This window comes from Streptococcus sp. 9.1 (assembly GCF_016648815.1).
GTDB lineage: Bacteria > Bacillota > Bacilli > Lactobacillales > Streptococcaceae > Streptococcus > Streptococcus salivarius_E.
In genome coordinates this window covers 18,404-45,331 of the sequence record NZ_JACLQS010000010.1, presented here as the reverse complement: position 1 = coordinate 45,331, position 26,928 = coordinate 18,404, and the positions used below count along the sequence as shown (strand labels likewise).

The window sequence follows — 26,928 nt, the reverse complement described above, 5'->3', positions numbered from 1 at the left end:
GCAAGTTGCAAAGTATTTTCGTTTGTATTGTGCTTCCCAGCAACGAATTAACGTTTTGAGAACTGTGATGCTTTACGAGCTTTCTTAAGACCTGGTTCGAACAACTTTTGTTTGACTAAATTTCAAAAGTCTTTAATATCAAGCATTTCTACACTTTTCTGAAAGCGTTATTTCAATCAATTTCAATTAATTTTATCTGAATGGTGTGAATTTTACCCCAAAATTACAAAGAATTGAGCTGATAAATACTAAAAGTTCACACCATTAGTTAAATTATTTTTTGTTACGTACGTTTTTCTTAGATGATAGACCTCCTAATTTATTTCTTATAGCATTTGAACAAACCTCCGTTAGAGGTTCTCCTATTGCCTCCTTGTAATTAAATCCCAATAATTGCATAGTCTTTAAAGTATCCTTATTAAGTAAAGCAACTAATTGTTTCATTGAATCTTCTTTCCCATCTTCAACACTAGTAAATGAAGATAGCAGAGAAATAACCTGTTCTAAAGTGTTGTGTAAATACTCAATATCTTTATCATCAATATGTACTTTTTCATATTCTTCTTTATATGCCTGAGCAATTCTGATTGCCTGTTCTCGTTCCGAAAGTAACTCATTTACAATTTCATCATAAGTATTTCGTAATTTATCAGCATTACGTTCTTCCTTTAATGATTGAATTTTACTATTCACTAGTGTTGTTGTTCCTTTAAATGTTAGAGTTCCCAACTCAATCCCTGCTTTTACTAACGCTTCTGTAATATATGCCTCCATGCTACACCCCTGCTATTTCTTTTTATGATAAAATTATTTTATCATAAATTCATACTTTAATAACAGTCTCTATCCTTTAGGTGAAAATACCGATTTTATGGTATAATAAGGATAACTCTATACAAGGAGGTGTGCCATGACTCTTGATGTAAATAAAGAAGAATTAACAATTTTAGGGATTCCCTTTGATAACTTTTCAGATTTTGATACTGTCTGGTATGCCATTGGGTCATCAATGATTGAAAATTATGAACCTACTGTTCAAGATGTGATTGATTTAAAAACTTATGTTATCAACAGACGAAAGGAATTGAATATTGGTTAAAAATCAATACGAAGGCTATGAGTACATTGACCCCAATCACCAATATACCTATCCAAATTCTACAGTCTTAATCAACAAACAAAATATTACAAATATTGAAGAAGCCTACCGGAATGAGCATTTATTCGTTACTAGAAGGCTTGCAGACTTGCGCTTGAAAACCATAGAAGTCTACTCTATTAGTGATATTTTAGCCATTCATAAATATTTATTTCAAGATGTCTATGCTTGGGCGGGACAATATCGCAAGGTGAATATCTCAAAAAGCGGGAATCCCTTTATGCCAATACAATCTTTCAGTACTGCCCAAGACTATATCAACCATCTTATTCATACCTATTATCAAACTGCTAATTCAAAAAATAAAATTATTAAACAATTAGCAAAAATTCTTGATAATCTTAATTATTTCCATCCCTTTCGAGAAGGGAATGGACGAACTCAACGAGAAGTTATTCGTTCCTTAGCACTATCAAAAGGTTATTCTGCACAAATACGTGTGGAGCAAGATGACGAGGTTTACAATCTTTATATGGACGGAACAGTCTATGGAGATTTAGGAAAGTTAGAAGAACTACTTGGTAAAATACTGGAAAAATTGTAAATTAGTCTACAAAAATACTTCTATATTTTTAAATATCCTAAATATCACAGAAAATTATAACTTACCAAGGTTTAAATCATAATAGATAGACAAAAAGCTTCTGAAATCTAACATTTCAGAAGCTTTTTTCTTGTCATAAAATGGCTGCAACTATTATTATTCAATACATATTATCTCTATTTAATAAAATAATTAATGATTAAGTAGTGGTCCACTAAGATGAAATTCAAAATTTGTAACATCAACTAAACCAACAACTTTGTCACTTTGATATAATTCCATCAAAAATTGTGCCATCTCTTCACTTGTGTGATATTTAGCAAAATGCTCATCATAATTGTATTCTTTCGAATCTGTAGCAACTTGACCGAATTCCGTTTTTGTGGCAGCTGGAGCTAAAACCTTAGCTTTTAATTGATGTTGATTTGCCTCTAGTTCCAATGCCAAGCCTTCTGTAAAAGCACTGACATAAAATTTACTTGCACAGTATGTAACTGCATTTGGAACCATCATGTATCCGCCTCTAGATGATAAGTTAATCAATTGAGCGCCTTTACAATCTTTATAATCTCTCACATATAGAGTTGATAGAATTGTTAAAGCTTCAATGTTTAGATGGATTAATGTTATTATCTTTTCTAAATCTTGATATTCAACCTTATCATAATTTCCAAAACCTGCATTATTTATTAGAGTAGTAATGTGATATTTTTTCAAGCTTTCATAAAGTTCAAAAACATTACTGGACTTCGATAAATCAACAACTTTAATAACAACATCTAAATCCGGATAATGGTTCAAAATCTCTTGCTTCAATTTTTCTAGTCGTTCTTGACGCCGAGCAATTAAAATAAGATTCGTTCCTAATTTTGCAAATTGTCTTGCTGTCTCCGCTCCTATACCAGCACTGGCTCCAGTAATACAAGTATAATTCTTCGTTTGTTCCATACTATTTTCTCCTTTACAGATTGCTATTTGCATTTTTTATAAGAGTCGCTGCTCCCATCAAGGTTCTTGACAGCCTTATCACTAAGCCCCTTTGGAGCTCTCTATTCCTTCAAACCAATTTTTCGTCTATATGGTATTACCTCCTCTCCTAGCTTTATATCAAATTCCTTTGATGCTATGTATTTTACATAGTAAAGTGCACTTTATGTCAAGAGAAAACTGAAAATTTCTTGATTTTTTAAAAATTATGCTAAAATAATAAAAAAAGGGGGGGAAAAATATTATGGCTCACTATTCTATTGGAGAATTTGCTAAAAAAACTGGACTTTCTATTTCCACACTTCGATACTATGAGCAAGAAAAATTGATTTACTCACACAGAGAAGAAAATAATCGTAGATACTATGATGACTCTGATATAGCGTGGACTCAATTCATTATTAGATTAAAAAAGACGGGAATGTCTATTAAAAATATGCAAGAATACGCTGACCTAAGATATAAAGGAGACTCCACAATTCCTCAACGACTTAGACTACTATTTTTTCAACTTGATGAACTTCATAAGCAACAAACTGAAATTAACCAACATATTGATTTTCTTGAAAAGAAAATTAAAACTTATTTAGGTATTAATCCTAATTAGCACCATTATTATTTTCTTTATCCAAAAAAGGGATTGAAATTTTATTTTCAATCCCTTTTTATTATGCTATTTACTCTTATTTTCCTAAAAATTAATACAAATCAGCAAAAATAGAATTATTCATACTTATTTTTTTCATTTCCATTTTTAAGGTATTATCACTCACATCAGTCTTTACATTTTAATCTTCTTTAATTTAGTCATATAAATTAAAGAAGATTATTTAATTTACTCTCGTTTTCTAACAATAACTGTAGAGGTGATTTTTCACGGGCAATTTCATCACCATTCTCTGCTACAACGTATTTACCATTACCAATACTAGTCAATGGTTCCCCATCTTTATTAAGTATTGGTTTACCTTGAGTTAAATAAATCAGTTTGTCAATTATGGCTAACTCATCATCACTCATATACTGCAATCTAGATAATGCACTAGGTTCAAAAGCAAGTTCATAGTTACTTTCAATATCATCTTTATCTTCTGCCTCAACTAGCTTACCACTAGGAATATGTTTATAAAGCTGATGGTCGGTTTTGGGAGATATGATAGGGACTCTCTTTAATAGAAATGCTAAATTATTAATCGTATCACTAGTATAACCTTCTATACTATTATATTTTTCTATTTGATGAGCTAACTCATCAAAAGATTTAACTGCTTGTATGATATTATTAGCCTTTTCTGTGTATTCATCTGTTTTAAGAACAGCTTTTTCCAGTTCAATATCTTGACTTGTCCCAAAAAGTTGTACTGGTGTTGCTTTAAAAAAGTCCGCTATTTTATCTAAGGTCGCAAAAGTTGGATAGCTTTTGCTTTTTTCGTAATCAGAAATCGATTGTTTTCCAATATTTAGTTTTTCCGCCAATTCTGTCTGACTGATCCCTTTTTCCTTACGAAGTCGAGAAAGATTAAAAGCGAAATTATGAATCATATAAGTCATAGGTAGCTCCTTTGTTTTGGTTGTTATTTATTTTAACAATTTAAAACTTATTTTTCAACAAAATACTTGACATATAATAAAAAGGATATATAATATAGATATAAATAGTAAAAATAAGTTTTAAATATATAAAATAAATTTAAGTTAAAGGAGAATACATGACTAATTACTTTGACTATCATCAAACAATAAAACAAGTTTCAGGTTTAAATTCAGTCTCTACGCTAAAAAAGTGGCGTTTAAAGATTGAACGCTTAACAGGACATACCTTTGAAGAAAGCCGAGTACGAACAGGCAAACGTTCTTACAGTAAGGTTACTCTCTTTACTGATAGTGACATTGAGCAGTTGCAACAGATTGCCTATTTAAAAGGCAGTCTGGGACTAGAGAAAGCCATTCTCAAAGTCTATCCGCCAACCCGTGCCTCACCTGTTCCCTTGACTAAACAAGTACAGGGACTAGCTGTTCAAGTGTCTCAACTGAACAATCAGGTTGAGGGACTAACCAGAGATAATCAAGTTCTAACCTTGCGCCAAACCGCACTGGAAAAGCGCATAGAGGTCTTAGAACACCCTAAGAAGCGAACACTCTTTGGCAAGTGAGCACGGTACAGCACCAACGCTGTGGGCGAGTGGTCAACACGGTAGCCCACAAGGCGGTAGGGGCTCGAAACGGGCGAGACTTGCCATTAAAATAAGTGCCCCACTACTAATAGGGGGTACGAACGTACACGAAAGTAGGGCTAACCCCTTGAGACGTCTGGGGTTAAAGCCAATCAGTTGATGTTTTCGCTGAAATCCCTTGGGAGAGTAAGGTTCAAAGCTAATTCTGCGTACGTTTAGAAAAGATAACTACTTAAAAAAACACAAAGGAGAATACGATGACAAACTTAACACTAACTGACACAACACTTAAACTTGGCGAATTGAACCTTGATAAAAGTCAATTCATGCTTCCTAAAAAAGTAGTGGTACTTTCTGCTCGTATGAGTTATAAGTATCAAGAGATAAATGGCGAACAAGTCCGAACAGACGAACCATCCAAACTAGTTTGTAGCGTTCAAGATGCGGATAAAATCAAAGTGTTAAAAGAAATGAACATTGCCATTGAGGAACTCAAAGCGATTACGCTTGAAATTCATGACAACCTCGACAAAATTACAAAACTAGCAGAAAATGACGGGTTGCTTGATAAGACCGTTGAACTCGTCAATCCTCAAGTCCGTCTCATGTGGAACATGACTCGTAGTAACTGGTCTGGCGTAAAACTAGTGGCAAACGACCTTAAAATCTTTGGTAATTAAACATGGACAACAGCGTGAGGATTGACTACTTCGCTGTCACTGTTAAAGATGTTCCACCAGAGGAAGTTTTGGAAGAAATACTGCTCATTCCCCAAGATAAGTTTGCGCTTAATGCTTGGGGAATAAACAAGTATCAACGCCATTATGCTTGTTCAGACATCAAGGTTTACTTTAACCAAGTCTTAGATAACATGGGGGTCTATCTGGAACTTAAAGGAAAAGGTTGTCGTCAATATGAGGAATTTATGGCAGGTAACGTTAATAACTGGGTAGCTCTGGTCACACGCCTGTACCGCTATCAGGTCAACTTTACCCGAATAGATATAGCTAATGACATCTACGATAAAGCATTATCCGTTCAAACCCTCTATGCCTATTGTAAACGGGGCTTGTGTATCACGAGAGCACAATATATGGACTATCACGAGCGGTCAATTCTTGAAACGGGCGAACGAGTTGGTGAGACGGTCACCATAGGCGCACGAGGAAGTCAACAATGGTGTGTTTATAACAAACTCATGGAACAAAAAGGAAAAGGTAAAATCACTGATGAGACCCATTCTTGGGTCAGAGCAGAGCTACGTTGTTGGCAAGGCAAAGCTAATATCATTGCTCAACAAATATTCCTTAAAAAACCTTTAACAGCCATTTACTTTGAAGCTATCAACGGACACTACCGCTTTGTCAGACCTAATGACAAGGACACCAATAAGCGCAGAAGACAGCCGGTCAAATGGTGGCTTGATTACCTCCAGACGGAAACCAAAACACGCTTGAGTATTGAACGTACCAAGCCAACGCTTAGACAATCAGAACAATGGACGGAAAAACAGGTCTCAAAGACTTTAGCCAAACTCTATGTGGCTAAATATGAAGCAACCACACTTGAAAGAGCAGACCAATTTCTCCAAGACCTCTTAAAGTTGGGATTATCGAAATTTACTAACAGCGATGAAAAGGAGATTGACCAATATGTCCGTGAACACCAGAGCTCCGACACTTGGGGCATACAAAAAGACGACTTGCCGTAAACAAATCGCCTTAGAAATAATAACCGCTAACATTATATCATGAAAGGACAGAAAAGACTATGCAAGTGATTTTACCAGACGAACAAATCCATCAGTTACAACTGTTAATTAGCCAGCTTATAGAAAACGAAATAAAAAATAAATTGGATAGTAACAACATTGAAAGTCCCTTCTTGAACAAACAACAAACTTGTAAGTATCTAGGAATTGCCAATAATACGCTTGATTCTTGGATAAAAAAGGGATTACCAGTTATTCGCATTGGAAAAACTGTCCGCTTTGATAGAGCCGAACTTAATCACTGGTTACAAAATCAGTAGCATTCTAACCGTGGTCTGATATAATGAAGCCACGGTATTTTTCTAGCTCAATTCAAAAAAGGAGAATACTATGTCAATTACAAAAACTAAAAACGGAACTTATCGCTTACGTATCTATGTCCCAGAAGAAGTCAAATCCTCATTGGGAATTAATAAAAAAGTGATTGAAAAACGTTTCAAATTAAGGAGTGAGGCTAAAAAATACGAACTTGAATTACAAAACAAGATTGATAAAATTTTAAGCGGAGAATCAACCTCATTGGAAACAAATGGCTCAATCCTCTTTTCCGATTTTTATCACAATGTTTGGTGGGAATCCTATAAAGCAGGTCAAACAACATCTACCACAAAACCACCTTCACAAGCTACTATTGACGGTACCGAAATTGCCTTTAGAAAACATATCCTACCCTTGCTTGGTAATTATTCCATTGATTTTCTCAATCAAAATAAACAGGTTATCTTGAACCTTTTGACACAAAAGGCAGAAGAATATGCAAACTTTAAAGTCATTAGAAGTTACGTTAATTCTATTTTTGATTGGGCTGAGGAATTGGAATATATCGAAACTAATCGCCTCTCTAAAACAATTAGCCGTATTAAGGCAACTAAAAAAATTAAACTACAAGAGAGTAAAAATGATGAAGATTTATATCTGTCACAATCAGAACTTCAAGCATGGTTCACCGCTTTTGAAGAAGATTTAGAAAACGACAAGCTCCTATTCAAAGATTATGTGTTATTCTATACAACTTTTTTCTTAGGAGATAGGAAATCCGAAAGTTACGCTTTGCAATGGAAACACATTAACCTAAAGAAACAAGAAATTCAGTTAGTGAAAGCCTTGGACAAGTATAAAAATCCAAAATCAACTAAGGGAAATAAAAGGACAACTTTCCATATTCCTATTGAACTAACTGATTTACTCTGTGCTTGGAAAAAACAACAAAAATTGGAATTGGCAAAATTCAATATTATCCAATCTGATGAACAGTATGTTTTTACTTATATTGATACAAAAGGGAATGTTAATAGTCCCTTACACGCTGATTATCTTAATAATAAGATGAAGTCAGTCGAACGCCGTCATAAGGAACTAACACACGCTACACCTCATAAATTACGTCATACGGGTGCAACTCTTGCCAAACAATTTGGCACATCACTAGAGGACATTTCGGAAGCTTTAACGCATAGCGATACTCTCACAACTAAGACCTATGTCAACACTTCAAATGTCATACCAATGGCTGTTGGTGAAATTGCCTACCGTAACCTTAAAAAGTAATGGTGTGAATTTGGTGTGAAAAGTGGTGTGAATTTTGCTAAAAAAACATCAAAAAACACCCCATGGTGTGAACCATGAAGTGTTGATAAATGCTGTATTGTAGCCGTTTCTTAACGTTTAGAGAACTGGCTAGCTTTACGAGCTTTCTTAAGACCTGGTTTCTTACGTTCAACCATACGTGCATCACGAGTAAGAAGTCCAGCGCGTTTCAATGAATCGCGGAAGTCTGGATCTACTTGAAGAAGTGCACGAGCGATACCGTGACGGATCGCACCTGATTGACCAGCGTATCCACCACCTACAACGTTAACGTGTACGTCGTATGAACCTTCAGTTGAAGTAACTGCAAAAGGTTGGTTGATAACGAGACGAAGGTCTGCGTGTGGGATGTATTCTTCTACATCTTTTTTGTTAACTGTGATTTTACCAGTACCTGGAACCAAACGTACGCGTGCAACGGCGTTTTTACGGCGTCCTGTACCTGCATATTGTGCTTGTGCCATTATATTAGTGCTCCTTTCCTCTTAGAATTAGATAAGTCCTGAGATATCAAGTACTTCTGGTTGTTGTGCAGCGTGAGTGTGCTCACCGCCAACGAAGACTTTCAATTTCATACCTTGTGCGCGTCCAAGAGTGTTGTGTGGAAGCATACCTTTAACTGATTTTTCGATCAAACGAACAGCATTTTTAGAACGAAGTTCACCTGCTGAGATTTGTTTCAATCCACCTGGGTACATTGAGTGAGTGTAGTAGATCTTATCAGTTGCTTTTTTACCAGTCAATTTAACTTTTTCAGCATTGATAACGATTACGAAGTCACCTGTATCAGTGTGTGGTGTGAAAGTTGGTTTGTTTTTTCCGCGAAGTACGCTAGCAACTACTGCAGAAAGACGTCCAAGTGGCACATCAGTTGCGTCAACGACATACCATTTACGTTCAACTTGGCCTGGTTTAGCCATAAATGTTGTTTTGTTCATGATTTCTCCTATATATAGTTCGATTTTTGTTTACGAGTGATGGGTGTTCCTTCCCATCGAAAAGTATTTGGAAGGTTCCGGGGCCTTTCAAATGGGGTAAACAATACCGTTTAACATAATATCAAAAAAACACGTCCAAGGCAAGTCATTTGGAGGTGTTTTTCTTTTATTTTTTGTATTTTTTTAGTCTCTCATTTTATAAGGTGTAAGACTAGAAATCATGCCTAAATGACCTCTAAAGCGATACAAACTAATCCTCAGATTCCCAAAAAAGCTGGTCTAAAGTTTTGTCCAGAGTTTTGCAGATAGCAATACACAGATTTATAGTTGGGTTATAATCACCTTTTTCAATAGCTGAAATGGTCTGACGCGAAACACCAATTGCATCTGCCAAGCCTTGTTGAGTGAGATCCTTTGCTACACGCGCTGACTTCATTTTTAAATTTTTCATTCAAAAATCCTATTCTTCGTCTTCTAGTTCTTCCAGACGGTTCTTCTTGATTCTTTTGATGATAGCCCATCCTTCATAGCATAAAATCAAACTCGATGTCAAAACTGTTACACTGCCCATAAGATTCTTACCCAATCTAAACGACTGTACTAAAATTAGTAGATATATTAACGATACAAAAGTTCCACCAAGTAACGTTACCCAGGAAAATATTAATACTTTCTTCTCAATTTTTTTGTCCAGTAAGAATGGATGCCCATTATGTGATACGCTGCGCACCACGACCACGCACATAGAACCAAATAAAGTAATGATTAATAATGACTGCACTAATTCGATGGAGTGTGTCTTATCAGTAACCAGAATTGTTACAAGTATACCAAGTATGGCTACCCAATAACCTCTAGCAGCAGATTCTGCACTGATTAATCGAGCACGTTCATCCATCGTGCTAGCTACTTTTTTCTTTGACTTTTTCATTTTGTTTCCTCCATTTTCTAGATTTATTATAGCGTTATTTTACGTTATGTCAAATATATCATTCATTTTGTATGGATTATCTTTTGATTTTCTATTAATCTAGCATTCAGAAAACAAAAAATCAGATAGGAAATCCTATCTGACACTTTTTCTATCTAGCTTCTTTACCAATCGTGAAGACGGCCAAGGTATCTGGTCCGACGTGGGTAGAAATAACTGGCCCAAGTGGCATAATGAGAACTTGCTCAATGCCGTCAACTGCTAATAATTGTTCTTTTAGATTCTTCGCTGCTTCAATATCATTGGCATAAGCGACAATTGCTGTGCTATGTCCAATATCCTGGGTAGCTTGTAGGACCATTTCTTTAATGGCCTTTTTGCGTCCACGGATTTTGGCCAGAGGAACCAACTTACCTGAAGCGTCCAGCCAAAGAAGAGGCTTGATATTAATCAAACTACCAATAATGGCTGAGCTCTTAGAAAGGCGACCCCCACGCATGAGATGGTAGAGATCATCAACTAAGAAATAGGTCCGTAAACGTGGCAGAATGTCCTCAATCATGGCTTTCGTTTCAGATAAGCTCTTACCTTGGTCACGAGCTTCTGCCGCCAAGATAGAGAGATAACCTTCCCCACCTGCTGCCGCCAGGGTATCTACAATCTCAATGACAGCTTCTGGGTATTCATCCAAAATCATGTCACGCGCTATAACAGCACTTTGATAAGTACCTGAAAGCACTGATGAGAAGGCAATATAGAGAAGAGCATCACCATTTTTGGCATGACGACGAAAAACCTCTTCAAATTGACCAACATTCACCTGGCTTGTGGTAGGCTGACTGCCTTCTTGCATACGTTCTAAGAGACGGTCACTCATTAAGCGGTTAGGACCAACGGTCTCATAGGCGATATCATCAAGCGTGATGGTCAAACCAACGAGCTCTACCTTATTCTCCTGAGCCCATTTTTCATCTAGATCTGCTGTGGAATCTGTCAAAATGTTAAATGTCATAAATCCCTCTATTCTATTTCATTTAAAAGGTCCTGTAATTTCCCTAATTGTGCATCGTCCCAAGGACGTAGTTTTGGTGTCTTTAAGTCAATATGTGCCGACATCTTGTCTAGATCAGACTTAACGGTATTGACACGCTCTTCCAACTCACGCGCCGAAACACGTAAAGCTCCTTGTGAAAAGATAGCCCACTGTTCATTTAAGTCACTAGTTGCTACTTCAACTAGATTTTGAACAGTATTCATCTCAGCTGCTGCGCGCTCAATATAGCTATCTGCTGTCTCATCTTCCTCAGTAAAAATGACACTGATACGATATTGATCATAACGTTGACGACTCCCTGGAACAAACTGGGCATCAAACACACAGATAATATCAATATGTTCAAAGTTAGCATAATGATTGAGCTTACGAAGCAAGGTTTCACGAGCTTCATCAAGCTGGTTGGTCTTAAAGAGTTGACGGGTTTCTTGCCAAAAGGCAATCATATTATAACCATCAACTAGAAGTATTCTTTTTTTCATAGTTACAATCGGTTTCGATAAACTTCATACATGAGAACTGCTGCTGCCACACTGGCATTAAGGCTCTGCACATGACCACTCATGGGTATAGTAATCATCTCATCCACTTGTTTCTTGATGTTAGCAGAGATTCCCTTACCTTCATTACCAATGATAAGGGCAACCTTTCCAGCTGTGTTCCATTTATGAGATGGGGTGCCATCCATATCCGTACCAAATACCCAGAAGCCTGCTTCTTTAAGCTTATCAAGAGTTTGGCTAAGATTGGTCACTCGGGCAATGGGAATATGCTCCACAGCCCCTGTTGATGTCTTGGCAACGACAGGTGTTACCCCCACAGCACGATGCTTAGGAATAATAACTCCTGTCACCTGAGTAGCATCAGCTGTACGTAGGATAGAACCAAAGTTATGAGGATCGTTGAGTCCATCTAAAATGAGGACTAGAGGATTCTCCTCTTGTTCAGCCTTATCCATAATAACTGAGAGCTCAGAGTAAGCGAACTCTGACACACGAAGAACAAAACCTTGATGCACAGCTCCACCTGTCATATCAGACAAGGTTTTCTTAGGTGTCCAAGAGATGGAAACCTTCTTTTCAGCTGCCAAAGCCTTAATGGCATCAACATTTTTCCCTCGAAGATCATCTTGAATATAGAGTTTATTTCCAGTATTTGCTTCTAGACTCTCTGTTACGGCATGCACACCATAAACAATGTCTAGACTTGATTCTTTAGTTGTTTTCATAAGCTAATTCTATCATAAAAAAAGCCCTCTTACGAGGGCAAAGCATGTTAAATAAATGTAATTGCTGCTAGGTAAAGCACTAGTAGAACGAGAACAACAGTTGCAGCAGCCAAAGCTTGCTTACCAATTGTATCTGGATCTGAGATTGATTCTGCAATCTTTCTCGCAGCTTGAGTAATGGTTTTACCTGCTGCTTGGAAGATATCAATTGAACCTGTGCTTGTTGAACTATTTCCAGAAATCGCTGAAGACCAACCACTCAAAACCTCAGCAATTTGTTCTGCCAATTGCTGTGTTAGCGCTCTAGTTGTCTCAGCCAACTCATTGACAGCCGTAGCTTGTATATGATTGGCGGTTTCAGTGTAGCTATTTGCACTGGTATTATAAGTAACCGGTACAGTCGTTGTTGTCGTTGTTGATGAATACTGATTCCTACGGTAACTATCCGGTGTCACTGGACGCTCGCCTTCATTGAAGACGCTAAAAGTCTGTGTCAGGTAATGAATATTGTTATTCGTATCAATCAACTCAAAGGTCATTTTATGAATACCAGTCGTTTGCTCTGCCAAATGGTAGGCACTCAAACCAGCATTGACCTCATCCAGAGTTCCTTCAACAAAGTAGCTATGATGAATTTGTTTGCCATCAAGGACTAGATTAAGGCCCTTAATCTTCTTACCTTCCATCTTGTTAACATCAAAGTTGACGTTAAAGATTTCACCACGTGCTAAATAAAGAATATCTGTATTCCCTGTAACAGCAGGTTGATCTTCAAGAAGCGCTCCAGTACTGTCTCGTTTTGGAACAACGGTATATACTTCAGAAGTGATTGGAGTCGCTAAGATTTCTGAGATGAGTCCATCCGTAAAGGTTACCTCTGACGAATAGGTCAAACTCTCACTTTGCAACATAGAAACCACTTCAGAAGTTTTAAAGACCTCAGAAGTTGATGATGAATCTTTCCAGCCAACCGTAAGGACAGTTAAGCTATCTTCTGAATTATTATTTAACTGACTCGTTTCTGGAGCCGTAGATGCAAGAGAGCTTGCAGTACTTGCAGACTCAGAAGCGACTTCAGAAGTTGCAATAGCTTGGCTAGTAGGAGTCGCACTTACAGATGTCGTATGAGAATCCAGTGAAGAATACTCTGATTTTTCAATAACTGCATGTGTATTTCCAGCAAGTTCAGATGTATATAGGGTGCTTTCACTCTTATACATTGAAGTCACAGCTTGAGACTCTGCAGTCGCTGTAGCCTCACGAGACTTATCATAAGTAAGCACAATATTTGGTTTAGCTTGTTCAGAATCAGATGTTGGGTTTGCATCTCCTCGTTCAGATGCCGCTACTGATCGATCCTCACCAAAAGCCTGGGCACGAGCCTCTTCTGAATGAGGTGTCGTCGTAGAAACGCTAGTCTCCACGATATCAACTTGAGAATGTACCTCAAGAAGCCCCTCATCTGTCTCACTTGAAGAGACAACCATCAGTGATGTTGAGGTCACTACTGAACCTACTTGACTCGCTGGCTCTGCCTTAGCTCCTACTGATGAAAAATCAGCCTGAGGAGCAACTGGAGCCGGTGCCTCACTATTAACATAATCTATTTTAGCTTCATCAGGTTTTACCTGAACTTCATCTGCTTTACCTGTTTGAAGCGTAAAGCTAGATAAAATCAAAGCAGCAAAAGTTGTATAGAAAACTTTTTTCTTAGCTATTTCCATTCACCTCCTCATTTTTTAGATGGCCTCATTTATTAATATTATAGACTTTTTTTTTACTTTCTGTCAAATTAGTTTTATTAAAAAACGCTATAATATCGGGGTTTTACACGTGTCAGACACCCCTTAACTTTCTCATTTTCAAGGTGCTAAATATTAGTTTCATCTTATTTTTCATTATCAAGACGCTGAATTACTTTGATTCTCAAATAATCTAAATGTTAAAACTCTGGCTAACTGTTACAATTTTTATAGCCTTTAAATAACAAAAATCCTGCTCTCGGCAGAATTTTTAGATTTCTTTTTCAACTTCGTCAATACACCAAGCAATCAGTTCCTCTAAGCGAGCGATATCCTCGGTCATATGAAGATAGCCCATGACTGCTTCGAAGCCTGTTGACATTTTATAGGTAATAACATCTGTATTTTTAGCCTTGGTATGGCTATTCGCATTACGCCCTCTTTTATAGATGTCTAGCTCTTTTTCAGTCAAAAGCTCTTGCTCTAGCATTTTTTCAATGAGACTAGCCTGGGCCTTAGCTGAAACATAGCGTGTAGCTAGACGGTGCAGTTGATTTGGCTTGGTCTGACCTTGAAAAATCAGGTGACGGCGAATGTACAAGGAATAAACAGCATCTCCCTCAAAGGCGAGAGCAATGCCGTTAAGAAGGTTGACATCAAGATGTTTAGTCACGTGTCCACCTCACGCCCTCCTTGGTATCAAGAAGTTTGATACCTTGAGCAGCTAACTCATCACGAATGCGGTCTGCAGTCGCAAAGTCCTTGTTAGCACGCGCCGCTTGACGCTCTTCAATGAGTTTTTCGATATCTTCATCAAGGACTTCTTCTTCGAAAACAATACCGAAGACTTGGAGCATTTTTTCAAAAGCATCCTTAACGGTTTGATCATAATTGCCTGAATTAATCCATTTGGCCATGTCAAACAGAACAGTCACTCCGTTTGCCGTATTAAAGTCATCATCCATAGCTTCTTGGAAGGTGTCAAGATAAGTTTGCAACTCAGCTTGATTCACCTGTTCTGTCAACGGAAGACTGTGGGTATTTTTCAAATACTTAAGATTAACTTCAGCATCATGGATAGCTTTTTCTGTAAAGTTAATTGGTTTACGATACTGTTGTGTCGCTAGGAAGAAACGAAGCACTTGACCATCAACCGTTTGAAGCATATCGTGAACGGTCACGAAGTTACCCAAGGATTTTGACATTTTTTCATTATCCACATTGACAAAACCATTATGCATCCAGTAGTTAGCAAAGGTCTTGCCAGTTTTGGCTTCTGATTGGGCAATTTCATTGGTATGGTGTGGAAACTCAAGGTCTGCCCCTCCACCATGAATATCGATAGTATCTCCAAGGATTTCAGTCGCCATTACAGAACATTCGATGTGCCAACCAGGACGACCAGGTCCCCATGGGCTGTCCCAAGAAACTTCTCCCTCTTTGGCAGCTTTCCAAAGGGCAAAATCCAGAGGATTTTCCTTACGTTCTGTTTCAGCATCCGTACGTCCGCTTGCACCAATTTCAAGATCTTCCAAGGTCTTGTTAGCCAATTTAGCATAGTTGTTTGACTTAGCTACTCGGAAGTAAACATCACCTTCAGAGACATAGGCAAATCCTTTGTCAACCAAGGTCGACACGAATGCAATGATTTCATCCATATAGTTAATAACACGAGGATTTTGTGTCGCTGGTTTGATGCCAAGTTGTCCGGTATCTTCCATAAAGGCCGCGATAAACTTGTCCGACAATTCCTTAGTTGAAATACCAGCTTCATTAGCTGCCTTGATAATCTTATCATCTACATCCGTAAAGTTGGAAATATAGTTGACTGTATAGCCACAATACTCAAAATAACGACGAATAGTATCAAAAGCTACTGCTGAACGGGCATTTCCGATATGAATATAATTGTAAACTGTTGGTCCGCAGACATACATATTGACAACATTTTCTGTCAAAGGTACAAAATCACGGAGCGAACGCGTCATCGTATCATAAATTTTAATCACTAGAGATTCCTTTCAATTAACTGGAAACTATTTTTTATCCTTGATATGGTTTAGGTATAAACACAAGAGTATCACAAGAATGATAATCCATATAGCCGCAACTAGCTGACCTTGAGCCAAGAGAGACATAGCTGAAAGGAAACTCCCAACTATATAGAAGACCAAAAAAGGATTGTTTTTGAATAAATTTTTCATAACTCAAGTATTACTTGTGACGTTGCTTAAAAACAAGACCAGCCCATAAAAGAGCAATGCAAAACCACAAGGCTGCCATGCTATAGTCTGCTCTATGTAAAGCAATGTAAACAAGGGCAAGAGGGCCCACGACCGTCAATCGAGTCACCTTTGAACTAAATAGTTTCATCGTTTCCTTTCCTTATAGCCGTGATGAGTGGAAGCTAGCTGCTTTTAGAAGGTCTTCTAGTTTTTCGCTATAGTATTCACGTCCTTCTTCAATATCGTGAATAACTTCTTCATCCTTTTGACCATGAACACGCACAACCTTAGCAGGAACACCAACGACTGTAACATCTTCTGGGACATCCGCAACAACCACAGCTGCCGCACCGACCTTAGAATTCTTTCCAATCTCAATAGGGCCTATGACCTGAGCATGGGCTGAAACCAAGGCACCCTCACGAACGGTTGGGTGACGTTTTCCGACATCTTTACCAGTACCACCTAAAGTGACACCGTGGTAAAGCATAGCACCCTTCTCCACAACAGCTGTCTCACCAATGACAAGGCCTGAGCCATGGTCGATGAAAACACCTTCAGCAATCTGAGCCCCTGGGTGAATCTCGATTTGAGTCCAGAAGCGCCAAAACTGACTATGCATACGCGCTAAGAGTCGACAATGGTGGCGCCAGAGAAAATGTGAGATACGATGAGCAGCCAAGGCTTTTAATCCAGGGTAGGTTAAAAGAACCTCCAGACTCGTCCGAGCTGCTGGGTCATTTTTCTTTACTATATCAATACTTTCTTTCCACCAACCCATTTAGGTCACTCCTTACATCATTATTGCTATTATTGTTTGTTGTGGCCCTATTATTTCTTTAAAGTGGAGAGCTGTAAACACTAGGTCTACTCGCTATCCCCCTCAAAATAAGACCAATCGACTAACTCAGGTTGCTCATCAAACGGATTGATGACAATACCTTGAACCTTATCCAACTCATTTTCACCTGTTGAAGGCTGGTAAATTTCTGACAGTGGCCATTGTAAAATCGTCCCTTTAGCCTTACGGAAAGGTAGGCCAAAAGTTTCGTTACCGTACCATTTTGCAAAGCTCGTTAAGTTCGTAAACACTGGCACATAACTCTGTCCCTCTGCATTCGACATGGTCGCAAAGAAACGGTCATCCTGACCATCTTCCTCGCGTTTGTGAATGAAGGCTGGAACAAGATAAATCTTATCTTTAAAATCTGCCTTTTGATTTTCCTCACCCAAAAGATTATTTAAGGTCTGAGTGAAATAGTTGATAAACTGGATAAGTTCACTGCTTGCAAACAGAGTGGTGTTTGAGAAATCACCATCCTCTTTTAAATTGAAAGCAAGACCAAAAAGCTCTGCCTGAACCAGTTGTGTTAGGATATCTAAGCTTGAACGTTCTATCCAAGTCTGTTCTCGAGCACTCTCTTGAGTAGCTTTGAAAGATTGTAAGTCCTGTTCACTAGTGAAGACAGGAACAACCTTCTTGCCTTCCACTTCAACTGCGTAGAGGTCTTGGGCAGCCAAGACGGGAGTACGTTGTAGGTGATTAACCAAAGCCAAACTGGTCAAAAAGTGGTCTGGTTCCTTTAAAAATTCTTTTAGAGTTTCATCAAAAGCTTGCAATTCTTGATTTTCTGTCATTCTTCTGTCTGTTCTTTCGTTTCTGATTTATCAGGATTTTTCGGTGCTTCACCACTTTCATTATGGTGGCGTGGTTTATGATGAGAACGACGGCGGTGACGATGCTCTCCTCCATTTTCCCCATCATCAAGTTTTTCAGGCTTAGGAAGCAAGGCCTTGATTGAGGCATCGATACGTCCTTTTTCATCGATTTTGATAATTTTAACAGTTACCGTACCCCCAACTTTAACCACATCTTCGACATGCTCAGTACGTTCCCAAGCTAGTTCTGAGATGTGGATGAGAGCATCTGTCTTATTGAAAAGGTGGACGAAGGCACCGAACTTTTCAATACGGACAACGGGTACAGTGTAAACCTCTCCAACCTTAGCTTCACGTACAAGATCGGAGATGATAGTTTTAGCACGGTTAATAGCATCCTGATCGCTAGAGAAAATCTGAACAAGACCTTCTTCATCGATATCAATAGTGACACCAGTTTCAGCGATAATCTTATCAATAGTTTCGCCACCTTTACCGATGACAACCTTGATCTTGTCAACAGGAATCTGAATGCTATCAATCTTAGGTGCTGTTGGTGCCAATTCTGGACGTGGCTCAGCGATTGCTGACTCAATAACATCAAGAATTTCAAAACGAGCTACCTTTGCCTGAGCCAAAGCCTCTTCGAGAATGGCCGGTGTAATACCCGAAATCTTAATATCCATCTGAAGAGCTGTAATTCCTTGACGTGTCCCAGCCACCTTAAAGTCCATATCTCCAAAATGATCTTCCAAACCTTGAATATCAGTTAGGACAGTGTAGTTAGTACCATCTGAGATAAGTCCCATGGCAATACCTGCAACAGGTGCCTTAATCGGTACACCACCAGCCATAAGAGCCAAGGTTCCTGCACAAATAGAAGCTTGTGAGGAAGAACCATTTGACTCCAAGACTTCTGCTACCAAACGGATAGCATAAGGGAACTCTTCAACACTTGGGAGAACCTGAGCAAGGGCACGTTCACCCAAGGCTCCGTGACCAATCTCACGTCGACCTGGTGCACCGTAACGCCCTGTCTCACCCACTGAATACTGAGGGAAATTATAGTGGTGAAGGAAACGTTTCTTATACTCTGGATCCAAACCATCAACAAGCTGTGTATCACTCATAGGTGCCAAAGTCAAAACTGACAAGGCTTGAGTTTGACCACGTGTAAAGAGACCTGAACCATGAACCTTAGGAAGAAAGTCAATCTCTGCGTCCAAAGGACGGATTTCATCCACACGACGGCCATCTGGACGAACCTTATCCTCGGTAATGAGACGGCGCACCTCAGCATGTTCCATCTGCTCAAGAATTTCTGCCACATCACGCAGAATGGTTTCCTTATCTTCATCTTCTGCAAAGCGTTCTTGATAAGAAGCGAGGACTTCTTCTTTTACAGCCTGAGTTGCTGCTTCACGCGCCAGTTTTTCTTCCACCTGAACAGCCTTCGCTAACTGATCATAATAAGCTGTTTCGATTTCGACTTTCAAATCAGCATCAACTTGTAGAAGTTCAACCTCAGCCTTTTCCTTACCAACAGCTGCAACGATATAATTTTGGAAATCAACCAACTCTTGAATGGCCTCATGCCCCTTCAAGAGTGCTTGCAACATAATATCCTCAGACAATTCCTGGGCACCTGACTCTACCATATTGATAGCTTCCTTGGTACCTGCCACTGTCAAATCTAAAAGTGAAACTTCCTTATCCGCTGCACTTGGATTGATGATGAAATCTTCTGCAGCATAGGCTACTTGAACCCCAGCAATTGGACCATTGAAAGGAATATCAGAGATAGAAAGAGCTAAAGAACTCCCAAACATAGCCGCCATCGGAGCACTAGCATTCTCATCATAAGAGAGAACCGTGTTAATGACCTGAACTTCGTTACGAAAGCCCTCCGCAAACATAGGACGAATAGGACGATCAATGAGGCGAGCAGTCAACGTGGCATCTGTTGAAGGGCGACCCTCACGCTTGTTAAAGCCCCCCGGGAACTTGCCAGCTGCATACATTTTTTCCTCATAATTAACCTGTAAAGGAAAGAAATCTGCCGTTGCCATCTTTTTAGACATAACAGCTGTTGATAATACCGTTGTATCTCCATAACGCACGACGACAGCACCATTAGCCTGCTTGGCTACCTGCCCAACTTCAACGACAAGCGGGCGTCCTGCAAAGGTCATCTCAAAAGTTTGTTTAGCCATGTTTGATCCCTCTTTTTATCCATGACCAGCCCTTACAAAAACGAACCGGTCAACTTTATGTCATTCATTTGATATAACTTTCATTTTACCATAATATAGTCAAAAATGGCAGAGCTCCGGCATAAGTTAGCACCCAAGTCTCCCTTTCTCTCAGATATTTAAGTCGTTTTGTGATATAATAAACACTTATGAGAGACAAAGGAATGACTATGAAAAAATTACAACACATCATTATGATTGCCTTAATCTTACTAGGCCTAGTAACACCTGCTCTAGCACAAGAACAGACAGATGACTTCAATGTTTCCGCTAAACATGCGATTGCTGTCGAAGCAACTACAGGGAAAGTCCTCTATGAAAAGGACGCCACTACTCCTGACGGTGTGGCTTCAATGACTAAAATCCTAACAGCCTACATGGTCTATAAAGCAGTTGACCAAGGAAAAATTACCTGGGACACTGACGTCGATATCTCAGACTATCCTTTCAACTTAACCGTTGATTCAGAAGTTTCAAATGTCCCACTAGATTCCCGAAAATACACTGTTAAACAGCTCCTAGATGCCACCCTCATTTCCAGCGCTAACAGTACTGCTATTGCTCTAGCTGAAAAAATCTCAGGATCAGAGAGTGCATTTGTTGACACTATGACAGCCCAACTTAAAGAGTGGGGCATTACAGATGCTAAATTATACAACGCTTCAGGACTAAATAATAAATACCTAGGCGATAACCGCTATCCTGGCTCTAAAGCAGATGACGAAAATACTATGAGTGCTCTAGATGTTGCCATTATTGCAGACCACCTCATCAAAGACTATCCTCAGGTACTTGAAATCACCAAGCAAACCGAAACTGATTTCGAAGGTGACAACAAATTAACGACGCACAACTACATGTTAGAAGGTCAAGACAACTACCGTGAAGGCGTTGATGGACTCAAGACTGGAACAACTGAACTTGCAGGGGCTTCCTTCGTAGCCCACTCCAATGAAAATGGCATGAGCTTGATTACCGTTGTTATGAATGCGGATAATGGCGGAGAAGATGAAGCTGCCAGATTCACAGCCACAAATGAGTTGCTAGATTATGTGACACAAAACTGGGAAATCAAAACCCTCAACACCAAAGGACAAATCGTCAAGAAAAATGATATCAAGGTGGCTGACGGAGATAGCCAAACCATCTCTGCTAAACTCGAGTCAGACCTTACGGTCGTTCAAAAAATAAATAGTAAAAATGATGCTGTTAAAATCAAAGCAAAAACCATAACGGCACCTATCAAAAAAGGGGATACTATCGGAACTGCAACTTTTGATGATAAGGATCTCGTAGGGACAGGTTACATCTCTGAGCCACCTCAAGTTTCTGTAACAGCCAACCAATCTATCAAGAAAAGTTTCTTCTTAAAAGTTTGGTGGAATCATATCGTTAATTTCTTTACAGGAAACAAGTAAACACAAAACTACCTTTTAGCTATCAAAAGGTAGTTTTATCTTGCCTTCAAAATTGGTCTTGTAAGTAAAAGCCCCTTCTCAACACCTTAAGTTCCTCTCAAAATGTGGTATAATAAATATCCAAAACACATGAAGGAACAAACCATGAAAAAACTGATTACGCTTATGATGACCTTCTTACTCTGTCTGGGAAGCGTAGCCCCTGCTTTTGCAGCAGATAAGAAAAAAGGATATGATGCCGCAGCCAAACATGCCATCGCTGTCGAAGCGACTACTGGCAAAATTTTATACGAAAAAGATGCCACTACCTCTACAGGGATTGGCTCTATTACCAAGCTCCTAACGGCCTACATGGTGTATAAAGCGGTAGATCAGGGAGACCTCAAATGGAATAGCAAAGTTGAGATTTCTGACTATCCCTTTGAACTAACTGTCAGTGCCGGAGTATCCAATATTCCACTAGATGCCCGTAAGTACACTGTTAAACAGCTCCTTGACGCAACCCTTATTTCCAGTGCCAATAGTGCATCCATTGCTCTAGCTGAGGAAATCGGTGGAACCGAAAGCAAGTTTGTCGATATGATGAAAGCCCAACTTAAAGATTGGGGTATCACTGATGCCAAGATTGTCAATGCCTCTGGTCTTAATAATTCCTACTTAGGTGACAATATCTATCCAGGCTCTAAATCTGACGAAGAAAACACCATGAGTGCTAAGGACGTTGCTATCATTGCGCAACACGTGGTGAAAGAATATCCTGAAATTCTCGATATCACTAAAAAAACCGAGGCTGATTTTGATGGTGTCAACAAACTTAAAACCTTCAACTACATGCTTAAGGGACAACCTAGTTACCGCAAGGGAGTTGATGGTCTAAAAACAGGTACCACCGATTTGGCCGGTGCTTCCTTCGTGGCCCACTCAAATGAAAGTGGCATGAGCATTATCACAGTCATTATGAATGCTGATAATACCGATACTGATGACTACGCCCGTTTCACTGCAACCAATGACCTACTTAACTACGTAGTCTATCATTGGGAAAGCAAGACCATTGCCAAAAAAGGACAAGCTATCGGTAAAAGTCAAGCCCATGTTATTGATGGTAAATCTAAGCAAGTCACTGCCGTCGCTAAGTCTGACTTTAATATCATCCAAAAAATAGATGCTAACAATAGTAAACATATTAAAGTTACTACAAATCAAGTCCAAGCTCCTGTCAAACCAGGAGACAAGGTTGGAACTGCTACCTTTGAAGATAAGTCACTTGTCGGAGAAGGTTACCTACCTAACCAAGGTATGCCTAGCATGGAACTGGTTGCTGGTAAAGAAGTTAAGAAAAGCTTCTTCCTCAAGGTCTGGTGGAATCACTTTGTCACCTTTGTCAACGAAAAACTCTAAACCTTATAGTCGAGCCTTGCTCGGCTTTTTCTTTTACCCAACTTTACAGAAAGATTGACTCTACCTTGACTCCTGTTGACACAAACAAAAAGACAAACTACACCTGTAATCTGTCTTTTTGTTTAATCTTTACACTACTGTAAAGGTTAATTTATCTTTCGAACAACCAATCTTAAGGGTTTGTCCACTCACTACTTGGCCGCCTAGTAAGAGCTCAGATAACTTATCCTCAACCTGAGTTTGAATCGTGCGACGTAATGGACGAGCACCCATCTCAACATCATAGCCATCTTTAGCCAAATGCTTGAGGGCAGCTGGTTGGAATTTCAAGTCAATCCCTTTTTCAGCCAAAGCTGAAACCAACGGTTTTACCATAATTTTGACAATCTCACGAAGCTGTTCTTCCTCTAAGCTATGGAAGACAACCTTCTCATCAATACGGTTGATAAACTCTGGACGGTAGGCCTTCTTAAGCTCTTCCATGATACGTGACTGCATAGCTTGATGATTATGAGAAATGTCTCGAGCACCAAAACCAACAGTCTTATCATCGCGAAGAGCAGTCGCCCCCAAGTTCGAAGTCATTATGATAATGGTATTTGAGAAGTCGACTTTACGACCTCGACTATCCGTCAAGACACCATCATCCAAAACCTGTAAGAGAATGTTGAAAATGTCTGGGTGAGCCTTTTCTACCTCGTCAAAAAGAAGAACTGAGTAAGGCTTGTTACGAACTTTTTCTGTTAACTCACCACCCTCATCATATCCAACATAACCTGGAGGAGCACCGTTAAGGCGGCTAGCCGCAAATTTTTCCATGTATTCTGACATGTCAAAGCGAAGCAAAGCTGACTCATCATCAAAGAGAACCTCCGCCAAAGCCTTGGCCAATTCTGTCTTACCAACACCAGTAGGTCCAAGGAACATGAAGGAACCAATCGGACGTTTGCCAGTACGAATACCTGACTGGTTACGACGAATAGCACGACTAATCGCTGAAACTGCTTCGTCTTGACCAATAACACGTTTGTGAAGCTCTGCTTCCAGATTCAAGTAACGCTTGCTATCTGCCTGAGTCATCTTCTCAACAGGAATACCTGATAGACGACTAAGGGTTTGCATAATCTGATCTGCATCTACCAAGGCAGGTTTTGGTAATTTTGCTTTTTGGCTAGCCTTATATTGTTTAACAGCAGCCTTCATATCACCAGATAGAAGCGCTTCGTCCAAAGGCGTTATTTCAAGTTTGGCTTCTTTTTTGATACGACCTTGAACAGTTGCACTCGCTTCATCTAAAAGGTCAATGGCAGAGTCAGGTAAGTTTTTACTCGTCAAATAACGGTGGGCTGCCTTGACTGCTGTCTCAACCGCCTCATCAGTAATCGTTACACGATGATAGTCTTCATAAGACGACCGTAGGCCTTTTAGAATATCAATCGCCTCAGCTACACTTGGCTCCTCGATTGTAATCTTAGCAAAACGGCGAGAAAGAGCTGCATCTTTCTCAATATGCTTCTGGTACTCAGCTTGAGTAGTTGCTCCAACCATATGAAGGGTTCCACGTGCTAGAGCGGGTTTCAAAATATTCGCCGCATCTAAGGTACTATCAATACCTGAACCAGAACCGATAATCGTATGCAATTCGTCAATAAAGAGAATGATTTTTCCATCAGCTTCAATCTCATCAATGATCTGATTCATACGTTCTTCGAAATCGCCACGGAAACGTGTTCCTGCAACCACACTCATCATATCAAGCTCTAAGATACGCATATCAGCCAACTCAAAAGGTACTTCGCCTGAAGCAATACGCTGTGCCAAGCCAAGCGCAAGTGCCGTCTTACCAACACCTGCTTCACCCACAAGAACTGGGTTATTCTTCGTTTTACGACTCAAAACCTGAATCATGCGTGAAATTTCTTTCTCACGTCCAATAACAGAATCAAGAGCACCTGACTCGGCTACTGCCGTTAAGTCTTTTGTGTAATCTGACAGTTCCCCAGTAGAAGATTGAGGAGGCTGCATCATATTAGCAAAATTACCTGATGCCTTTGACTTTTTAGGCTTACGAAGGTCGTGAATGGCCTTCAAATCTTGCTTACTAAGACCTGCGTAACGCTCCAAAGAACGTCGTAAATCGATAATGCGAGGCTTATCGCTGTCATCCTTATATTGAAAACCAGCAACTTCAAGGAGACGACAAACCATCAAATCCTTATGAAGGAGAAAGGCCATCAATACATGTTCAGACCCTACCTCTACAGCACCAGTTACACTAGCAATTCCCTCTGCCTCTTGCAACATAGCCCCTAAAGCATGTGACTGTGCACGTAAATCGATAATATCTGATTCAGACAAGTCTTTTGGACTTTTCTCCATCGCTAGTACAGCAGCGGTCTCAATCTCTTCCGCACGAATACGGTCCTCAAAATCAGTAAATGTTAGGTAGGCTACAGATCCTGGAACCTCAACCATAGCCAGAAGCACATGCCAAGTCTCCAAGAAAGGACTTCCAAAACGCTCTGCCTCAAGCTGAGCACGATGGAAAATGGCCTGCATTTTTCTTGAATATGTCGTCATCTAATTTCCTTTTCTATCCAATCTAAGTAATAGCGAGCGTAGAATACGCGAACGAATAGCAGCCGCATCTTCGCCTAAAACATCATCACTAGCAGTTGCTAAAATCAAATTTCCCTCACGTTCAGTGATGATTTTTTCATCAAAAAGCAACTGAATCAAGTCTGTAAATACCTGCTCGCTGAGCTGATCCGCCAAGTTCTGAAGCAAATCATTAATCATGTGGTGCTTGTCGGAGAATCTGACCTTGACGATACGAATATAACCGCCACCTCCACGTTTACTCTCAACAATATAACCACGACTTTCTGTAAAACGAGTCTTAATAACATAGTTAATCTGACTCGGTACAACTTGAAAAGTATCTGCTAAGTTCGAGCGTTGAATCTCAGCAATTCCAGACTGGCCCAGCAATTCTTTAATATATTCTTCTATACTATCTGATGTATTTCTTGCCATCTTAATTCCTCCAGTCTAATTTGACTATAACTGACTATTATTATACCAAAAATGTCAGCTCATGGGAAACTATACCCTCAAAAAGCTTTTTAAAGTTGTCATTAGAGACCATATAAGATACAATAAATAAGACTGAAATATTAGGTAACTTAAGGTGTTTGATTCAAATTTTCTATCTACTTTGATAGGCTGAGACCCACCTAATCCAACAAGTACTTTTTAGCACTTTCGCAGTAGTATTAGTCTTATCACTCTCGATAAAGCTCATGTCATTTTGAGTCTTATCTCTTATTTTATTCCCCTATGAAAGGTTACTCATGAAATACATCATTGCACTCTTAATCTCTATGATTCCCTTGGTTGAGCTCCGTGGAGCCGTTCCTGTTGCTATCGCCTCAGGTATCCCTTGGTGGCAAGCCCTTATTCTTTGTGTTATTGGGAACATGATTCCAGTTCCAATTATCTTCTTCTTCGCCCGCCGTGTTCTCGAATGGGGGGCAGACAAACCTCTAATTGGTGGCTTCTTCACCTGGTGTCTTAAAAAAGGTCACAGTGGTGGGCAAAAACTTGAAAAAGCTGCCGGAGATAAGGGGGTCTTCTGGGCCCTCCTCCTTTTTGTGGGAATTCCACTTCCAGGAACAGGAGCCTGGACTGGTACCCTAGCAGCATCTATCCTAGATTGGGACTTTAAACGTAGTGTTATTGCCGTTATGCTGGGGGTTATCCTTGCAGGTATCATCATGGGAACACTCTCTCTTCTACTTGGTGTAAATACCTTCGCTCATTAATTACTTTGTTAACGTCTGGGGCATGCTCAGACGT

Annotated in this window: 28 protein-coding genes and 1 pseudogene; 11 read left to right on the top strand and 18 right to left on the bottom strand. The window is 39.4% G+C overall.

From position 1 onward, the window contains the following. Positions 1-273: 273 nt before the first annotated feature. Positions 274-774 carry a hypothetical protein gene (locus H7T93_RS07545; protein ID WP_021144854.1) on the bottom strand — a complete coding sequence of 167 codons (501 nt, stop codon included), beginning with the start codon at positions 772-774 and terminating at the stop codon, positions 274-276. A gap of 136 nt (positions 775-910) precedes the next feature. Here H7T93_RS07545 and H7T93_RS07540 point away from each other — a divergent pair, with 136 nt between their 5' ends. Together H7T93_RS07540 and H7T93_RS07535 are read left to right on the top strand one after the other, a co-directional pair. Continuing rightward, on the top strand, positions 911-1,099 hold the full coding sequence (locus H7T93_RS07540) for a hypothetical protein (protein ID WP_014713950.1): 189 nt from the start codon (positions 911-913) through the stop codon (positions 1,097-1,099). After that, the gene (locus tag H7T93_RS07535) at positions 1,092-1,703 is read left to right on the top strand and encodes a Fic/DOC family protein (protein WP_155124136.1); all 612 of its coding nucleotides are present in this window, start codon (positions 1,092-1,094) and stop codon (positions 1,701-1,703) included. The genes H7T93_RS07540 and H7T93_RS07535 overlap by 8 nt, the downstream gene beginning before the upstream one ends. A gap of 192 nt (positions 1,704-1,895) precedes the next feature. Here the strand turns inward: H7T93_RS07535 and H7T93_RS07530 are convergent, their stop codons facing one another. Beyond that, positions 1,896-2,651: an SDR family NAD(P)-dependent oxidoreductase gene (locus H7T93_RS07530; RefSeq protein ID WP_201041729.1), complete on the bottom strand. Its 756-nt coding sequence runs from the start codon at positions 2,649-2,651 to the stop codon at positions 1,896-1,898. Positions 2,652-2,934: 283 nt separating this feature from the next. Here H7T93_RS07530 and H7T93_RS07525 point away from each other — a divergent pair, with 283 nt between their 5' ends. Continuing rightward, positions 2,935-3,297, top strand: coding sequence for a MerR family transcriptional regulator (locus tag H7T93_RS07525; RefSeq protein ID WP_002888280.1), 363 nt, complete (start codon positions 2,935-2,937; stop codon positions 3,295-3,297). Between the two features lie 602 nt (positions 3,298-3,899). On the opposite strand, the pseudogene H7T93_RS10045 reads toward H7T93_RS07525, so the two are convergent. Next, a pseudogene (locus H7T93_RS10045) lies at positions 3,900-4,241 on the bottom strand (helix-turn-helix domain-containing protein); the annotation flags it as partial. A gap of 158 nt (positions 4,242-4,399) precedes the next feature. Here H7T93_RS10045 and H7T93_RS07515 point away from each other — a divergent pair. From H7T93_RS07515 to H7T93_RS07495, 5 genes are all read left to right on the top strand, one after another. Then, on the top strand, positions 4,400-4,843 hold the full coding sequence (locus tag H7T93_RS07515; RefSeq protein ID WP_201041728.1) for a hypothetical protein: 444 nt from the start codon (positions 4,400-4,402) through the stop codon (positions 4,841-4,843). A 278-nt stretch (positions 4,844-5,121) separates the two neighbouring features. Further along, entirely contained in the window at positions 5,122-5,544 is a 423-nt protein-coding gene (locus H7T93_RS07510; RefSeq protein ID WP_201041727.1) for a hypothetical protein, read from the top strand. A 2-nt stretch (positions 5,545-5,546) separates the two neighbouring features. Beyond that, entirely contained in the window at positions 5,547-6,575 is a 1,029-nt protein-coding gene (locus tag H7T93_RS07505; RefSeq protein WP_201041726.1) for a replication initiation factor domain-containing protein, read from the top strand. Between the two features lie 59 nt (positions 6,576-6,634). After that, positions 6,635-6,895: a helix-turn-helix transcriptional regulator gene (locus H7T93_RS07500; protein ID WP_201041725.1), complete on the top strand. Its 261-nt coding sequence runs from the start codon at positions 6,635-6,637 to the stop codon at positions 6,893-6,895. A 70-nt stretch (positions 6,896-6,965) separates the two neighbouring features. Continuing rightward, positions 6,966-8,183 carry a tyrosine-type recombinase/integrase gene (locus H7T93_RS07495; RefSeq protein ID WP_201041724.1) on the top strand — a complete coding sequence of 406 codons (1,218 nt, stop codon included), beginning with the start codon at positions 6,966-6,968 and terminating at the stop codon, positions 8,181-8,183. Positions 8,184-8,293: 110 nt separating this feature from the next. On the opposite strand, the gene rpsI is transcribed toward H7T93_RS07495, so the two are convergent. From rpsI to pnp, 13 genes are all read right to left on the bottom strand, one after another. Further along, positions 8,294-8,686, bottom strand: a complete 393-nt coding sequence (rpsI, locus tag H7T93_RS07490; RefSeq protein WP_002888293.1) for a 30S ribosomal protein S9 — start codon at positions 8,684-8,686, stop codon at positions 8,294-8,296. 27 nt (positions 8,687-8,713) lie between these two features. Further along, the gene (gene rplM, locus H7T93_RS07485) at positions 8,714-9,160 is read right to left on the bottom strand and encodes a 50S ribosomal protein L13 (RefSeq protein ID WP_002886374.1); all 447 of its coding nucleotides are present in this window, start codon (positions 9,158-9,160) and stop codon (positions 8,714-8,716) included. Positions 9,161-9,410: 250 nt separating this feature from the next. Continuing rightward, positions 9,411-9,611, bottom strand: a complete 201-nt coding sequence (locus tag H7T93_RS07480) for a helix-turn-helix transcriptional regulator (protein ID WP_002886373.1) — start codon at positions 9,609-9,611, stop codon at positions 9,411-9,413. Between the two features lie 9 nt (positions 9,612-9,620). Beyond that, a complete protein-coding gene (locus tag H7T93_RS07475; protein ID WP_201041723.1) occupies positions 9,621-10,091 on the bottom strand; it encodes a hypothetical protein in 471 nt (156 codons plus the stop codon). 151 nt (positions 10,092-10,242) lie between these two features. Continuing rightward, positions 10,243-11,103: a DegV family protein gene (locus H7T93_RS07470; protein WP_201041722.1), complete on the bottom strand. Its 861-nt coding sequence runs from the start codon at positions 11,101-11,103 to the stop codon at positions 10,243-10,245. 8 nt (positions 11,104-11,111) lie between these two features. Beyond that, positions 11,112-11,627: an NYN domain-containing protein gene (locus H7T93_RS07465; protein WP_002889631.1), complete on the bottom strand. Its 516-nt coding sequence runs from the start codon at positions 11,625-11,627 to the stop codon at positions 11,112-11,114. A 2-nt stretch (positions 11,628-11,629) separates the two neighbouring features. Further along, a complete protein-coding gene (gene rlmB, locus H7T93_RS07460; RefSeq protein ID WP_002886369.1) occupies positions 11,630-12,373 on the bottom strand; it encodes a 23S rRNA (guanosine(2251)-2'-O)-methyltransferase RlmB in 744 nt (247 codons plus the stop codon). Positions 12,374-12,420: 47 nt separating this feature from the next. After that, positions 12,421-14,097 carry a hypothetical protein gene (locus H7T93_RS07455; protein ID WP_004182169.1) on the bottom strand — a complete coding sequence of 559 codons (1,677 nt, stop codon included), beginning with the start codon at positions 14,095-14,097 and terminating at the stop codon, positions 12,421-12,423. A 289-nt stretch (positions 14,098-14,386) separates the two neighbouring features. Continuing rightward, positions 14,387-14,788 carry a Mini-ribonuclease 3 gene (locus H7T93_RS07450; RefSeq protein WP_048790652.1) on the bottom strand — a complete coding sequence of 134 codons (402 nt, stop codon included), beginning with the start codon at positions 14,786-14,788 and terminating at the stop codon, positions 14,387-14,389. After that, on the bottom strand, positions 14,781-16,124 hold the full coding sequence (gene cysS, locus H7T93_RS07445) for a cysteine--tRNA ligase (RefSeq protein ID WP_014633787.1): 1,344 nt from the start codon (positions 16,122-16,124) through the stop codon (positions 14,781-14,783). The genes H7T93_RS07450 and cysS overlap by 8 nt, the downstream gene beginning before the upstream one ends. Positions 16,125-16,500: 376 nt before the next feature. Then, positions 16,501-17,121, bottom strand: a complete 621-nt coding sequence (gene cysE, locus H7T93_RS07440; RefSeq protein WP_014633706.1) for a serine O-acetyltransferase — start codon at positions 17,119-17,121, stop codon at positions 16,501-16,503. An 86-nt stretch (positions 17,122-17,207) separates the two neighbouring features. After that, positions 17,208-17,978, bottom strand: a complete 771-nt coding sequence (locus tag H7T93_RS07435) for an SseB family protein (protein WP_049546073.1) — start codon at positions 17,976-17,978, stop codon at positions 17,208-17,210. Further along, positions 17,975-20,212, bottom strand: coding sequence for a polyribonucleotide nucleotidyltransferase (pnp, locus tag H7T93_RS07430; RefSeq protein WP_022496761.1), 2,238 nt, complete (start codon positions 20,210-20,212; stop codon positions 17,975-17,977). The genes H7T93_RS07435 and pnp overlap by 4 nt, the downstream gene beginning before the upstream one ends. A 209-nt stretch (positions 20,213-20,421) precedes the next feature. Between pnp and pbp3 (H7T93_RS07425) the strand changes: the two genes are divergently transcribed. Together pbp3 (H7T93_RS07425) and pbp3 (H7T93_RS07420) are read left to right on the top strand one after the other, a co-directional pair. After that, a complete protein-coding gene (gene pbp3, locus H7T93_RS07425; RefSeq protein WP_022496762.1) occupies positions 20,422-21,669 on the top strand; it encodes a D-alanyl-D-alanine carboxypeptidase PBP3 in 1,248 nt (415 codons plus the stop codon). Between the two features lie 144 nt (positions 21,670-21,813). Beyond that, entirely contained in the window at positions 21,814-23,070 is a 1,257-nt protein-coding gene (pbp3, locus tag H7T93_RS07420; RefSeq protein WP_022496763.1) for a D-alanyl-D-alanine carboxypeptidase PBP3, read from the top strand. 129 nt (positions 23,071-23,199) lie between these two features. Here the strand turns inward: pbp3 (H7T93_RS07420) and H7T93_RS07415 are convergent, their stop codons facing one another. Continuing rightward, entirely contained in the window at positions 23,200-25,650 is a 2,451-nt protein-coding gene (locus tag H7T93_RS07415; protein WP_049546074.1) for an ATP-dependent Clp protease ATP-binding subunit, read from the bottom strand. Next, on the bottom strand, positions 25,651-26,106 hold the full coding sequence (locus H7T93_RS07410) for a CtsR family transcriptional regulator (protein WP_014633783.1): 456 nt from the start codon (positions 26,104-26,106) through the stop codon (positions 25,651-25,653). 317 nt (positions 26,107-26,423) lie between these two features. Between H7T93_RS07410 and H7T93_RS07405 the strand changes: the two genes are divergently transcribed. Continuing rightward, on the top strand, positions 26,424-26,894 hold the full coding sequence (locus H7T93_RS07405) for a COG2426 family protein (protein WP_004182164.1): 471 nt from the start codon (positions 26,424-26,426) through the stop codon (positions 26,892-26,894). Positions 26,895-26,928 lie beyond the last annotated feature (34 nt).

Bases quoted from the DNA above. Each gene is read 5' to 3' on its own strand.
- H7T93_RS07505 (WP_201041726.1), top strand. From the start codon at position 5,547: ATGGACAACAGCGTGAGGATTGACTACTTCGCTGTCACTGTTAAAGAT.
- pnp (WP_022496761.1), bottom strand. From the start codon at position 20,212: ATGGCTAAACAAACTTTTGAGATGACCTTTGCAGGACGCCCGCTTGTC.
- rpsI (WP_002888293.1), bottom strand. From the start codon at position 8,686: ATGGCACAAGCACAATATGCAGGTACAGGACGCCGTAAAAACGCCGTT.
- pbp3 (WP_022496762.1), top strand. From the start codon at position 20,422: ATGAAAAAATTACAACACATCATTATGATTGCCTTAATCTTACTAGGC.
- H7T93_RS07510 (WP_201041727.1), top strand. From the start codon at position 5,122: ATGACAAACTTAACACTAACTGACACAACACTTAAACTTGGCGAATTG.
- H7T93_RS07405 (WP_004182164.1), top strand. From the start codon at position 26,424: ATGAAATACATCATTGCACTCTTAATCTCTATGATTCCCTTGGTTGAG.
- H7T93_RS07500 (WP_201041725.1), top strand. From the start codon at position 6,635: ATGCAAGTGATTTTACCAGACGAACAAATCCATCAGTTACAACTGTTA.
- H7T93_RS07495 (WP_201041724.1), top strand. From the start codon at position 6,966: ATGTCAATTACAAAAACTAAAAACGGAACTTATCGCTTACGTATCTAT.
- H7T93_RS07475 (WP_201041723.1), bottom strand. From the start codon at position 10,091: ATGAAAAAGTCAAAGAAAAAAGTAGCTAGCACGATGGATGAACGTGCT.
- pbp3 (WP_022496763.1), top strand. From the start codon at position 21,814: ATGAAAAAACTGATTACGCTTATGATGACCTTCTTACTCTGTCTGGGA.
- H7T93_RS07545 (WP_021144854.1), bottom strand. From the start codon at position 774: ATGGAGGCATATATTACAGAAGCGTTAGTAAAAGCAGGGATTGAGTTG.
- H7T93_RS07435 (WP_049546073.1), bottom strand. From the start codon at position 17,978: ATGACAGAAAATCAAGAATTGCAAGCTTTTGATGAAACTCTAAAAGAA.
- H7T93_RS07540 (WP_014713950.1), top strand. From the start codon at position 911: ATGACTCTTGATGTAAATAAAGAAGAATTAACAATTTTAGGGATTCCC.
- cysE (WP_014633706.1), bottom strand. From the start codon at position 17,121: ATGGGTTGGTGGAAAGAAAGTATTGATATAGTAAAGAAAAATGACCCA.
- H7T93_RS07410 (WP_014633783.1), bottom strand. From the start codon at position 26,106: ATGGCAAGAAATACATCAGATAGTATAGAAGAATATATTAAAGAATTG.
- rplM (WP_002886374.1), bottom strand. From the start codon at position 9,160: ATGAACAAAACAACATTTATGGCTAAACCAGGCCAAGTTGAACGTAAA.
- rlmB (WP_002886369.1), bottom strand. From the start codon at position 12,373: ATGAAAACAACTAAAGAATCAAGTCTAGACATTGTTTATGGTGTGCAT.
- H7T93_RS07530 (WP_201041729.1), bottom strand. From the start codon at position 2,651: ATGGAACAAACGAAGAATTATACTTGTATTACTGGAGCCAGTGCTGGT.
- H7T93_RS07470 (WP_201041722.1), bottom strand. From the start codon at position 11,103: ATGACATTTAACATTTTGACAGATTCCACAGCAGATCTAGATGAAAAA.
- H7T93_RS07525 (WP_002888280.1), top strand. From the start codon at position 2,935: ATGGCTCACTATTCTATTGGAGAATTTGCTAAAAAAACTGGACTTTCT.
- H7T93_RS07415 (WP_049546074.1), bottom strand. From the start codon at position 25,650: ATGACGACATATTCAAGAAAAATGCAGGCCATTTTCCATCGTGCTCAG.
- H7T93_RS07480 (WP_002886373.1), bottom strand. From the start codon at position 9,611: ATGAAAAATTTAAAAATGAAGTCAGCGCGTGTAGCAAAGGATCTCACT.
- H7T93_RS07455 (WP_004182169.1), bottom strand. From the start codon at position 14,097: ATGGAAATAGCTAAGAAAAAAGTTTTCTATACAACTTTTGCTGCTTTG.
- H7T93_RS07465 (WP_002889631.1), bottom strand. From the start codon at position 11,627: ATGAAAAAAAGAATACTTCTAGTTGATGGTTATAATATGATTGCCTTT.
- H7T93_RS07515 (WP_201041728.1), top strand. From the start codon at position 4,400: ATGACTAATTACTTTGACTATCATCAAACAATAAAACAAGTTTCAGGT.